Annotated in this window: 13 protein-coding genes; 2 read left to right on the top strand and 11 right to left on the bottom strand. The window is 44.0% G+C overall.

Annotated features, from left to right (window positions below):
- Positions 1-22 precede the first annotated feature (22 nt).
- The 10 genes from KAI36_RS04880 to KAI36_RS04835 all read right to left on the bottom strand — a co-directional run bounded on the left by KAI36_RS04880 (position 23) and on the right by KAI36_RS04835 (position 8,958).
- A complete protein-coding gene (locus KAI36_RS04880; protein ID WP_220027111.1) occupies positions 23-1,210 on the bottom strand; it encodes an HpcH/HpaI aldolase/citrate lyase family protein in 1,188 nt (395 codons plus the stop codon).
- A gap of 167 nt (positions 1,211-1,377) precedes the next feature.
- Entirely contained in the window at positions 1,378-2,112 is a 735-nt protein-coding gene (locus tag KAI36_RS04875) for a TerC family protein (RefSeq protein WP_023987196.1), read from the bottom strand.
- Positions 2,113-2,138: 26 nt separating this feature from the next.
- A complete protein-coding gene (locus KAI36_RS04870) occupies positions 2,139-3,407 on the bottom strand; it encodes a TerD family protein (RefSeq protein ID WP_220027110.1) in 1,269 nt (422 codons plus the stop codon).
- 102 nt (positions 3,408-3,509) lie between these two features.
- Positions 3,510-4,091, bottom strand: a complete 582-nt coding sequence (locus KAI36_RS04865) for a TerD family protein (protein WP_023987194.1) — start codon at positions 4,089-4,091, stop codon at positions 3,510-3,512.
- A 31-nt stretch (positions 4,092-4,122) separates the two neighbouring features.
- Complete coding sequence (locus tag KAI36_RS04860; protein WP_025720839.1) at positions 4,123-4,698, bottom strand: TerD family protein; 576 nt, start codon at positions 4,696-4,698, stop codon at positions 4,123-4,125.
- Between the two features lie 47 nt (positions 4,699-4,745).
- The gene (locus KAI36_RS04855; RefSeq protein ID WP_013308969.1) at positions 4,746-5,339 is read right to left on the bottom strand and encodes a TerD family protein; all 594 of its coding nucleotides are present in this window, start codon (positions 5,337-5,339) and stop codon (positions 4,746-4,748) included.
- Between the two features lie 28 nt (positions 5,340-5,367).
- Positions 5,368-5,814, bottom strand: a complete 447-nt coding sequence (locus tag KAI36_RS04850; protein WP_025720837.1) for a tellurite resistance TerB family protein — start codon at positions 5,812-5,814, stop codon at positions 5,368-5,370.
- A 273-nt stretch (positions 5,815-6,087) separates the two neighbouring features.
- Entirely contained in the window at positions 6,088-7,035 is a 948-nt protein-coding gene (locus KAI36_RS04845; RefSeq protein WP_220027109.1) for an ATP-grasp domain-containing protein, read from the bottom strand.
- Positions 7,036-7,100: 65 nt separating this feature from the next.
- Positions 7,101-7,643, bottom strand: coding sequence for a YcxB family protein (locus tag KAI36_RS04840; protein WP_220027108.1), 543 nt, complete (start codon positions 7,641-7,643; stop codon positions 7,101-7,103).
- Between the two features lie 283 nt (positions 7,644-7,926).
- Positions 7,927-8,958: a WXG100 family type VII secretion target gene (locus tag KAI36_RS04835; protein ID WP_220027107.1), complete on the bottom strand. Its 1,032-nt coding sequence runs from the start codon at positions 8,956-8,958 to the stop codon at positions 7,927-7,929.
- 198 nt (positions 8,959-9,156) lie between these two features.
- Here KAI36_RS04835 and KAI36_RS04830 point away from each other — a divergent pair, with 198 nt between their 5' ends.
- Positions 9,157-9,939 carry a Cof-type HAD-IIB family hydrolase gene (locus KAI36_RS04830; protein WP_023987190.1) on the top strand — a complete coding sequence of 261 codons (783 nt, stop codon included), beginning with the start codon at positions 9,157-9,159 and terminating at the stop codon, positions 9,937-9,939.
- Positions 9,940-10,028: 89 nt separating this feature from the next.
- Positions 10,029-10,817, top strand: coding sequence for a formate/nitrite transporter family protein (locus KAI36_RS04825; RefSeq protein ID WP_013308962.1), 789 nt, complete (start codon positions 10,029-10,031; stop codon positions 10,815-10,817).
- Between the two features lie 76 nt (positions 10,818-10,893).
- On the opposite strand, the gene KAI36_RS04820 is transcribed toward KAI36_RS04825, so the two are convergent.
- The gene (locus KAI36_RS04820) at positions 10,894-11,139 is read right to left on the bottom strand and encodes an HPr family phosphocarrier protein (RefSeq protein ID WP_023987189.1); all 246 of its coding nucleotides are present in this window, start codon (positions 11,137-11,139) and stop codon (positions 10,894-10,896) included.
- Positions 11,140-11,152: the final 13 nt, after the last annotated feature.

Raw genomic sequence — 11,152 nt, 5'->3', positions numbered from 1 at the left:
TGGATTATGTGTCTCCGTAATTTTAACGCTGAACTGCTCCAGGATTGGCAGCAGATGTGTTTTCGTGGTTGGGTAAGAGACTGACAAAATGTTGTTGTTCATGTAACACCCCGTATACTTTTGATCTATTGATAATTCGATGAGCCCAATTCAAATGCGGCTTAATTTCATTCATTTTGTTGGCATAGGTACTTTTGAATACACCCAGACTGCCGTCGTTACGCTCAACAATTTCAAGTGCATCCATATACTCTTCATGTGTCACCGCATACATGGCCTGTACCGGTTTAATATGGGAGGGATGAATAATTGTTTTGCCGATAATCCCATTCTCTTTGTCCATCATGACTTCTCGAATCAGTCCGTCTACGGCATCTGAGATGAAGTCCATCCGCAAGTGTCGTCCCGGCTTTCCAAGTGCATCTTCGAAAGGAGACACTCTTAATTGAGGTTTAAAGACACGTTCTCGGTGAGAGAAATATTCCCATACAGGACCGGAAATGACATAATTTGAGCCCACGCGTCCAAACAAGTTAATAATATCTGCGATGCAATCCCGAATGACGGCAATTTCATAAATCGTAATATCCGGACTGCGTCTCAAGCCATATAGACTGGAGAAATCGGTTGCCCCAATTCGTACATTCAGCACATATTCCTGGTACTCGTCTAAAATCTCCTTAATCGACAGTAGCTCTTTCCAGCGAGTTTCCCGATAAATAATTTTGGAGCTTTCAAGAATCGGTAATCCGTACAGCACAGGCATGTCACTTGCGTTTCCTGCCCCTGTATGCATATTCCGGTTATATTCAGCAATGAGTGAAAAATACGCCCGTCCATTATCAGAAGAGAACTTGGGTAAGACAAAGCCAGTGAGCAGCGACAAAGATTCTTCCAAACCGTTCAGCAGTCGTTCCAACTGCTCCACAGAGCGCACACGCACAAATAACAAAGGTAATTGCTGTTCACTCATCATCCCCGTCCGTACATAGGATAATAGTTGAAGCAGTTGCTGTGCCAGCGATTGTTCTGCCTGTCCGACCTGCTGATCCCCTATAGCATCCTCCAAATCCAAAATGACCGTTGTTAGCCCTTCATGTTTTCCATTTTTGATCTCTTCCGCTACTTCCGAGCGGGTCGCTGGCATGTACAAAGCCGCTCCTATCGCATAAGCCAAAATACTTTTGGGAGAACGGTTATGAAACTCCAACGGTGGAGTATAAAAGATCGCTTCTACTTCCTCAGAGGTTAAATCATTAAAATATTTCAGGGCCCTTCCCCTCCTCTTGCTCTTTCTTGCCTGACTGAAGCCCTGTGCTTCGGGTATAAAAGAAATCCCCCCTTAGTTTCAGGAGGGATTTCGCTATACTTTGTACATTAAGCCTCTTTGTCGGCCTTTTTCTTTCTTTTCGCCGAGCTGATAACCATTGTGCCTACAAAGACAGCAATCAAAATGCCGAAGAATAAAACCTGCGACATATGAAAGCCAAAAGCAGCAGCCAGCATTTTACCCCCGATAATGGCGATCATAATAAAGGCTGTCTGTTCCAGTTCCGGAAATTTATCAATGAGCTTGAGGAACACTTGAGCAACACCACGCATCATCAGAACGCCGAGAATACCACCCAGGAACAGAACCCATACTTTCTCGCTCACACCGAAAGCGGCAATGACGCTATCAATACTGAAGGCAATATCCATCAGTTCGACCATTAATACGGTTTTCCAAAAAGAAGTAGGTTTGTTTTTCACTTCTCCATCACCTTCGGACTTGAATAAGCCCTTATAAGCGATATAGAGCAGATAAGCCGCACCCAGTACCTTAATCAGCGTAAACTTAATCAGGAATGTACCCAAACCGATAGCCAGGAACCTGAAAATATACGCACCCAAAATCCCGTAAAATAAGGCTCTCTTCTGTTGTTCCTTGGGTAAGTGTTTAACCATAACTGCGAGAACCAAGGCGTTATCCGCCGATAAAAGTCCTTCCAGCAAAATGAGAGTTCCTATAATCCCCCAACTCACTGGATCAGTAAGCGTAGCTACAACATCACTCCATGAAAAGAAATGGCCATAGTTTTCGCTGATATTTTTAAACAAATCATTCAACATGAAAAGAGTGCCTCCGATAATTCAATTTATTTGCTACCCTGCGACCAGCGCATGCCCCAGTTATAGGCCCGATCCAACTCACGATGACCGCCATAGAACTGCACGAGTCTTTCAATGCTGAACGTTTCATCGTTTACATTTTGGATCATGGCAATCGCACACATCCCTTTGCGATTGTCATGTTCATTCATGTGAACAATAATGTCCGGCCCATCCTTCTGGTACAGCGTGACTACCCCGTCCGCTTGTGACCAGTTCGTGACCCCTTCATAGATGAAGGTAAATACCAAAATTCGCTTAATTTCAGAAATTTTAGCACCATTAATGCGAAGATTTTCCCCTGTTTTCACAGAGCCTGTACGGTCGTCGCCATCCAGAGCAATGTACGGGAAGCGATTTAGAGAACCGAAAACTTCCCCGAGCGCCTGCACAACGCCTTTATCTCCGTTCTTCATCTCATACAAGCAGCCCAGATCCAGATCGACACCCTTGGAACCGCGATTGAAAAAGCCTTTGCTTTGCTGGACCTGATTCCAGTTTAGATTGATCAGGATTTCACCCAATCCGCCTGAGCCTTTTTTCAGGTTGATGGTGTCGCCCTTCTTCTTCAGCTCAATTTTCCGCAGATTCAGATTCACCGGTGTTGCAGATGGCTCTGGCTTCGGAGCAGGTGGTACTGGTGGCGGCGTTGGTGCTGGTCGAGGCGCTGGAGACGGAGGTGCAGGCACTGGCGTGGGAGGAGCCGGATTGTTTTCCACTTCAATTCCAAAATTAACGCACAACGCATCCAATCCACCGGAAAAACCTGCGCCAATCGCGTTGAATTTCCATTCCCCGTTATGACGATACAGTTCCCCAATGACAATCGCCGTTTCCACTGTAAATCCACTGTCCAAATTAAACCGCAAAACCTCTCCGCTAACCGGATGAGCAAAACGAATGAACCCACCTTGAACCTGTCCAAAATTTTGCCGTTTCTGATCCGCATCATAAATCGTCAGCGTAAACGCAATCTTCTCGATGTTTGCAGGAATTCGCGTCAGATCAAGGGCAAATTGCTTTTTGTCACCGGACTGTTGTCCGTCTGAATAGGTGATAAAGGGCGTGGTCGGATTGTTATAAAAAATTAAGTCCTCATCGCCCGATACTTTTCCTCCAGGACCCAGCAAAAATGCCGAAGTATCCAGCTCCAGAGACGCTGGGGACTCCCAGCCAATCCCTACGTTGACATGGGTCAGGCCCGGATTTGTTTTCGTCAAATCCGCCTTCTGTCCCTTTACTACGATAACAGCCATGATTGTGTCACCTTTCTGTCCGTTTGTCATGTGTCAGCGTACGCTAATGTAATAGCTTAAAAAGAAAGGGTAGCGCCCTATGGACACCACCCCAAGTGGATATTATTGAGCGTCCAAGCCATAGTTTTTAGCAAGCGCACCCAATCCACCAGCAAAGCCACTACCGATAGCCTGGAATTTCCAGTCCGCATTCTGACGGTAAAATTCACAGAATACGACGGCCGTTTCGGTGGAGAAATCTTCTCCCAAATCGTAGCGCAGCACTTCACGATCTGTTGCCGCATCTACCACACGTACAAAAGCATTGGACACTTGACCAAAGTTTTGCGCGCGTGCCTCGTAATCATAAATGGTAACCGTGATCCCGATACGGTGGATGTTCGCAGGAATCTTCGAGAAATCAACGATGATTTGCTCGTCATCCCCATCGCCCTCACCTGTGCGGTTATCGCCCGTATGAGTAACCGATCCTGCTCCGCCTGTCGGGTTGTTGTAAAATACAAAATCATCCGCTGCTTTGGCTTTACCATCTTCATAAAGTAGGAAAGCCGAAGCATCCAGGTCAAAGTCTGCGCCACCACTGTATTTATTCGTATCCCATCCAAGACCTACAACGACACGAGTCAAGCCGGGATTCGTTTTGGTCAGATCAATACGTTGTCCTTTGGAAAGGCTAATGGTCATTCCGCATACCTGCTTTCTTTGTATAGATTTTTTACGCCAAACCGTAATCGCGCGTCAATCCTGCAAGACCATCTTGGTAGCCGCTGCCAATGGCATTGAACTTCCACTCACCGCTATGACGATACAGTTCGCCTACAACAACGCCTGTTTCGATTGAGAAATCTTCTCCCAGATCAAAGCGGACCAATTCTTCATTGTTTGCTTCGTTTACGATACGAGCATAAGCACGGGACACTTGTCCAAAGTTTTGGCTGCGTTCTTGTGCTTCATAGATTGTAATCGTAAAAGCGATCTTTTCAACGTTAGCTGGCACGCTACCCAGATCAATTTTAATTTGCTCGTCATCTCCGTCGCCATCACCTGTGCGGTTATCCCCTGTATGAACGACAGAGCCGTTCTCATTTTGTGGGTTATTAAAAAAGACAAAGTTCTTATCGGATTCTACTTTACCTTCCGCATTAGCCAAAAACACGGATACGTCCAAGTCAAAATCTTTACCGCCATCGTATTTGTTTGTGTCCCAACCGAGTCCAACCATAATTTTGGACAAACCTGGATTTGTTTTCGTCAAATCGATTTTTTGACCTTTGGATAAGTTAATTGCCATGAGTAAGAACCCCTTTTCACATTAAGTTTTGTATGAGCAACCTAAAATTACATATAACGCTGAGCCAGCACATCAATATGTACGGCATGGGTTCCTTCACCGATTGCAGCAAACTTCCATTCGTTGTTATGACGATAGAGTTCTCCACAGACCAGTGCGGTCAGCCCTTCATAATTATCAGATAAATTAAACGTCACCAGTTCCTTGGAATTAGCACCGTCCAGAATGCGGATATACGCTTTCTCGATCATGCCGAAGTCCTGTTTCCGGTTTACGCAATCATATATATTCACAACAACAAGCACTTTGTCGACATTGGCAGGAATACGTGCCAGGTCAATCGCAATTTGTTCATCATCACCGTCGCCTTGTCCGGTCAGATTATCACCGGAATGCACGACAGAGCCGCATGGACTTTTTTTATTGTGGAAACACACTACGTTATCTGACTGAGTCAGTTTTCCGTTGGCGTCCAGCAAAATGGCAGAAGCATCACAATCAATATTGGGTTGCTTCTTGAAGCCAAAAAATCCTTTGGACTGTACAGGGTCCCATCCCAATCCTGCTATAACCTTGGTTAGTCCTGTGTTTCCCTTGGTCAAATCAATTTTCTGGCCCTTGACCAGATTAATTACAGCCACTGATTAACACACCTCCCTTCCGTAAAATTTACAGACTAAATTCAGACGGATTCAAACCAAGCGCGCCGCAAATCTCAGCCACAACTCGCTGCTCATTGGCATCAAAGTCACCATCAGCTGCGCCAATAGCGCTACATACGCCAACGACGATTCGGCCTACTTCAGGCTTACCTTTCAATTTACCAATCGCCTTCAGTGCTTCCTGTTTACCGATTTCAGGTGAAAATTCAAAGTTCGCTACATAGTGATTGAAACGGTTGATGACCTCGCCCATATCAAACACTTTCAATTCTTCACTGATATTTATGTATCCGGCCATTTTTGTTTTCTCTTCCGGACTAATCGTACCGTCAGCAAATGCTACTAATGCACAGCCTGCAACAACAGCCTCCATAAAATCTTTATTCTTAAACTTCTTAACTTGGTCTCCAAGTCCTTTTTTAGTTGTATTCAACCAATTTTTAAATGTACTCATGTTTCCCTCCACAATTACGTATTTGGGTAAAGGCATCCTAGTTAATTTCTTCCTTTACTATAACCTGAATTACGATCTTTTTCTACAATAATATACAAAAATACGGTAAATCCGATCTATTTATTATTGGTATCCTCTCTATCTTTAGCCCTATTTTCTACATAAAACTCTCTCTTCCATCATCCATCATTTGGTACCCCAATTGCAAGTCTGTAGAATGGTAGAGTTGAAAGAAAGGCACAGCCTTCCAATTCAACAGAAGCACTGTGCCTTTTACCATAATCCACGGTTCACCACCGCTTTTTTTAAATTGGTATAGAACGCTTCAAGATCCGTGTGCTCAGGCAGTCCCGAAACTTGTCCATCTCCCAATTCTATAATAATCCATTGTCCTGCTTGTGTACGAGCAATATCCATTGTGAAAAACGGACTTTGGATTTGACGTGCAATCTGAATAAATTCATTCAAATCTGTAGGAACTGTCTCATATGCGGCCTCATCCCAGTAATTAACCGTAAAAACAGGCTTTCCGAACATAAAGAAAAGACGATATTCTTTAGACAAGGGCATACCACTTTTGGGATGAAGGGTAAGAAATTCTAAAGGTACGAACTCCCTTAACACAATTCCTCCATTCAATTCCTTTCCCTGAAGTTCAACAAAACGACGAATCACACGTTCCACATGCACCTGATCTGACGCATCTGGGATATAACAAGCGTCCAGCCAATCATGTTTCCGTGATTTAACGAAATCCTTGACCATTATTGCTGTCTTTCCAAAAGGCATGACCGCCTTTCGAATATACTCCGCATCCAATTGGTCCCGCTCCAGCCATACACTTCGAGGCGTAAAGTTTTGAATTAACGAGTATGAATCAGGGAAATAATGACAGTTCCTATAACTCTCAGCACTTGTCAGCATCCTGATTCGATCGGCCTCCAAGGCTGCAGTCCAAGCATCATACACTTTGGGCCTTAACATCCATCCTCGGTATAGCGCGTTCACGTACTCGTTTCCCTGTTTAGCAACATACTCTCGCATATTCTTAGAAACAATATATGGGTTAGACCCTGATTCTTCCCGTTCATCCTCAATCAGATTATCGAAATTGACCAACCCTGTATCAAAACCAAGACTCCGTGCAACCTCGCACTCTTCACGGTAATCCATATCCACATTTTTAGAATTCAGAGGATCGCTACAAAATAGAAGATACATATGAGTTCCTCCTTTTAACAACCGTATTAGGCATCAATTAAATTTACTAGAAATACAATCATTCTCTATTTAAATTTGCTCATCTTGTCTATAAATTTATAATCCCATCTCTCTGATCCGATCTGGGTTTTCAACATTTCTTTGAATTGTCGGCCCTCCAGTCTACTAGAAAAAACCCGTTTGGGAATCAATATAAACTTATGATCAGGCAACAATATATAAAAGGCAGTCAGAGTATTAATGACCCCCTTTACTTCATCCCAGTTGTAACCCGCAGAGTACGTAAAATGAAGACCCTCCTTTGAAAACTCATAATCTTTCTCAATAGGCCATTGTGGGTGATTTAGGTAGTTAGCTTTCACTTCTTTAATAGTAAAGAAAGGAATAATTATAAAAACTAGGAATGGAAAGAAGAACATCGCTATCGTATTAGGATCTACTTCATTATCTACTATAAGCTTGTATGTAGCCATAATGACCAACAGAAACTGGATTGATGCCATCAACTTAAGCCCAGTAGACTTCTGATACTTCAAACAAAAATTAAATAACATGATATCTTTCAATGTTAGCCTGTACTTGTACAGTAATGTCTCTGATTGTTGCATATAGTAACTCCTCTCCCTATGCTGGCTCTTTTTTTCATTTACTATTTCTCCCTCTAAAACTAGTACTTTAATCTTTTTCGAATATTCATTTAAAATAACTTGAATATGTATTCTATCTATTTAATATATCGGAATTCAGAAAAAATTGGTAAACAAAAAAATCTACAGATTTCTCCAGCTAGCGAGTTTACAGTTTCCACCTGCCGCTCACCTGTTCCAGAAAAAAAGACTGTAGATTTTATAGATACTCCTATTCACGCTATTATCGTTCACAGTTCAAGACCTAATTATAATCCTCCCAATAGCGATACTCCATTTCATTCTCACCTTTGGTGACGATGATCATATTTTCAATATGTCCGGTTTCTTTATTCGTTCGGTAGATCATGGTACGGGTTTCTCCCTCATCGGGTACAGAGAAGAGTACTTTGTCACTGAGCATGCCGCCGCCAATGCCAACGACATGTTCCCCCCACCCGGAGGCTGCCCCAGAACCGATGCCCGAACCTGCCCCACTAACTCCAGCCCCGCGCGACAAAATAAGACCTATTCCATATCCGGTGACGGTCTGGGCCGTTTTACCTAGAGCGTGCTCTCCGGCTGATTGGGTATGCTTTTGGACCCAGTAATCGTATTTATCCGTATTTTGCTCATAACTCACAACATTCCCTTTTTTATCGATAGATATATCCGTTTTGCTTCCGTCTTTACCTGTCAGTTCGGTGACGGCGACAAGGGAATCGGATGTGATCTTGGAGGTCTCTCCTGTATTGTAATCTGTACGGGTAACTGAGTCCTCATATTGCAGCCGCAGGACATTCATCTGGTCGTGAATTTTCTGCATAACCTGCTTGTCACCGATGGCCTCGGCGTTTTTCAGTAGTTCCTCATATTGATGATATTTATCCGCGTCTGCCTGATCCCATTCGTCTATGTTTTTGGGCTGTTTGGCAATTTCTCCACCATGATCCCCAGCCTCTCCACTGCCTTCCAGCGCTGCGCTAGCGTTCATTGCCGCTGCTAGGGCTGTCCAGAAGCCACGTGTGCTTTCACCATCCGCATTTCTAAACTTCGAAGCGATGCTTTTCAGCTCAATTTCAATGGATTGAACCTTATTTAATACAGAAGAAAGTGTATATTTAGCCGTACGATAGTCATTATAAAAACGATTCCTCTCCATACCATCCCACTGGCTGTGAAGGCGGTTCATTGTGCTATCCAGGCCGTTTAACTGGTTATACAGTGTGCCGTGGGCATTGGCAAATTGGGAGGCCACGCTGTCCAGCTGCTCCGGTGTGACTTGGATTTTTGTCATGGTGATCACATCCCATCTATGAAAATAGGAGATAGAAATTATATTTTACAGTAATCCTTATTTCATATTGTAAGCTATAGAGGTCGGACATTCATGAGGATTTATACGTATTTGTGTATTCAGAAGCAGTTCCTTTGATATAATGAATCCATATGAGTTCATTTCGACAATACATTATTGAAAGTCAGGTGTAGGGACATGTCAGACAAAAAAATTATTTTTTTCGATATCGACGGTACATTACTGGACGATGACAAGAAAATGCCGTTAACGGCAGAAAAGGCCGTCTTTGCTTTGAAAGAGCTGGGACATGAGGTGGCCATCGCAACAGGCCGTGCGCCTTTTATGTTCAAAGATATCCGCGAGCAGTTGGAAATTGACTCCTACGTCAGCTTTAATGGGCAATATGTCGTGCTTCGCGGGGAAGTGGTCGCTACCAATCCGTTGAACAGAGAAGCTTTGCAAGCGATGACCGATCTGGCCCTCACACATAATCATGCTCTCGTATATATGGATCATATGGACATGAAGGCCAATATTCCTAACGATGAGCTAGTGGAGAGATCGGTCCAAACACTTAAAGCCAAGATTTCAGTTGGATACGACCCGCTCTATTTCCAGGGAAGAGATATTTATCAGACGCTGTTGATGTGTACAGCAGAAGAAGAGCCTTTCTATGAAGCGGTATTCAAGGCGTTTGACTTTGTGCGCTGGCATCCGAGTTCTGTGGACGTTGTTCCTCATGCTGGCTCCAAAGCGAAGGGCATTCGCGAAATTACATCCAGACTCGGCATTGCCGATGAAAATCAATACGCCTTTGGCGATGGCTTAAATGATGTGGAGATGCTGACAGCTATACATAACAGCGTCGCGATGGGCAACGGCTGTGATGAAGCCAAAGCCGCTGCTAAAATGGTCACAAAACGCGCAGACGAAGACGGTATTTTGTACGGACTGCAAAAGCTTGGTTTGTTAAGCTAACAGGATTGCTGACAAACTGGACATGTTTCGGAAAAAATAAAGTCTGTTTAAAGACTTACATATGAGAAAATAGGAGGTTGTCCTTAAATATGGAGACGGAAGGCTTACGCAATGTCGAACAGCTAGCCATGAAGAAGTACAAAATTTACAAGCAGAGCCTACTCCGGTATTTGGCACGTTCCATGCTGGCGAGTATGTTCATCGGGTTCGGCGTTATTGTAGCCTTCAAGACGGGCAACTTTTTTTACATGGAGCATTCTCCATTCACTTATCCCATGGCGGCACTCACGTTCGGAGCGGCCATCATTCTGATCGCTTACGGCGGCGGGGATTTGTTTACAGGTAACACCTTCTATTACACTTATGCTGCGCTCCGTAAAAAGCTGCGCTGGGGGCAGGTGCTTCGATTATGGGCTGCCAGCTATGGCGGTAATTTGCTGGGTGCGGGGGTATTTGCACTCCTTATTTACTTGACCGGGCTGTTTGACTCCTCCAGCGTGAACAGCTTTCTACTGAACGTGGTTGAGCATAAAATGGAAGCGCCTGCAATGCAGCTATTCTTCCGAGCTATTTTGTGTAATTGGCTGGTCTGTCTTGCCTTTTTTGTTCCAATGTTTATGAAGGAAAATGGCGCAAAAATGTTTGCCATGATGCTGTTTGTGTTCTGCTTTTTCATTTCGGGATATGAGCATAGCGTGGCTAATATGTGTACTTTCGCCATTGCGCTCGTGCTGGATCATCCGGGTACGGTTTCTGTCGCTGGTGTGATCCATAATCTCGTTCCGGTGACGCTCGGAAATCTGGTTGGTGGCGTGCTGCTTATGGGGGTTATGTACTATTCGGTGAATCTCCCGTTTTTGGACGAGGAAGAACACTAAAAAAAGAAGCCGTGGGACTTAGGTTCCACGGCTTCTTTGCGTTATTTTAGTAATAGAGCAGGTGCTTTCTTGCCTTTTATCCTTCTTGAGCAGGAAAATGGATAAACTCCTCCAACTCCTTGAACAGCTTCTTGGGATTAACATTGTCAGGTACAACCAGAGTTAGCGGCTCATCCAGCTTCAGCACATACATGCCTAAAATGGATTTGGCATCTGCCATGCCGCTTTTGCCATGAATCCAGATATCATAGGTATAATTCGAAACGATTTGATTGATTTTTTCAATATCCTTAACGTCTTTTACCTTGATGGGTGTCATCATTGCACAGCACTCC

Source organism: Paenibacillus sp. S02, assembly GCF_019454065.1.
GTDB lineage: Bacteria > Bacillota > Bacilli > Paenibacillales > Paenibacillaceae > Paenibacillus > Paenibacillus polymyxa_B.
Note: the sequence above shows the minus strand (reverse complement) of the source record. Positions and strands in the feature narration are given on the sequence as shown.

Excerpts from the sequence above, each read along its gene's own strand:
- KAI36_RS04845 (WP_220027109.1), bottom strand. The coding sequence starts at position 7,035 with ATGTATCTTCTATTTTGTAGCGATCCTCTGAATTCTAAAAATGTGGAT.
- KAI36_RS04820 (WP_023987189.1), bottom strand. The coding sequence starts at position 11,139 with ATGATGACACCCATCAAGGTAAAAGACGTTAAGGATATTGAAAAAATC.
- KAI36_RS04875 (WP_023987196.1), bottom strand. The coding sequence starts at position 2,112 with ATGTTGAATGATTTGTTTAAAAATATCAGCGAAAACTATGGCCATTTC.
- KAI36_RS04865 (WP_023987194.1), bottom strand. The coding sequence starts at position 4,091 with ATGACCATTAGCCTTTCCAAAGGACAACGTATTGATCTGACCAAAACG.
- KAI36_RS04825 (WP_013308962.1), top strand. The coding sequence starts at position 10,029 with ATGGAGACGGAAGGCTTACGCAATGTCGAACAGCTAGCCATGAAGAAG.
- KAI36_RS04830 (WP_023987190.1), top strand. The coding sequence starts at position 9,157 with ATGTCAGACAAAAAAATTATTTTTTTCGATATCGACGGTACATTACTG.
- KAI36_RS04835 (WP_220027107.1), bottom strand. The coding sequence starts at position 8,958 with ATGACAAAAATCCAAGTCACACCGGAGCAGCTGGACAGCGTGGCCTCC.
- KAI36_RS04850 (WP_025720837.1), bottom strand. The coding sequence starts at position 5,814 with ATGAGTACATTTAAAAATTGGTTGAATACAACTAAAAAAGGACTTGGA.
- KAI36_RS04860 (WP_025720839.1), bottom strand. The coding sequence starts at position 4,698 with ATGGCAATTAACTTATCCAAAGGTCAAAAAATCGATTTGACGAAAACA.
- KAI36_RS04840 (WP_220027108.1), bottom strand. The coding sequence starts at position 7,643 with ATGCAACAATCAGAGACATTACTGTACAAGTACAGGCTAACATTGAAA.
- KAI36_RS04870 (WP_220027110.1), bottom strand. The coding sequence starts at position 3,407 with ATGGCTGTTATCGTAGTAAAGGGACAGAAGGCGGATTTGACGAAAACA.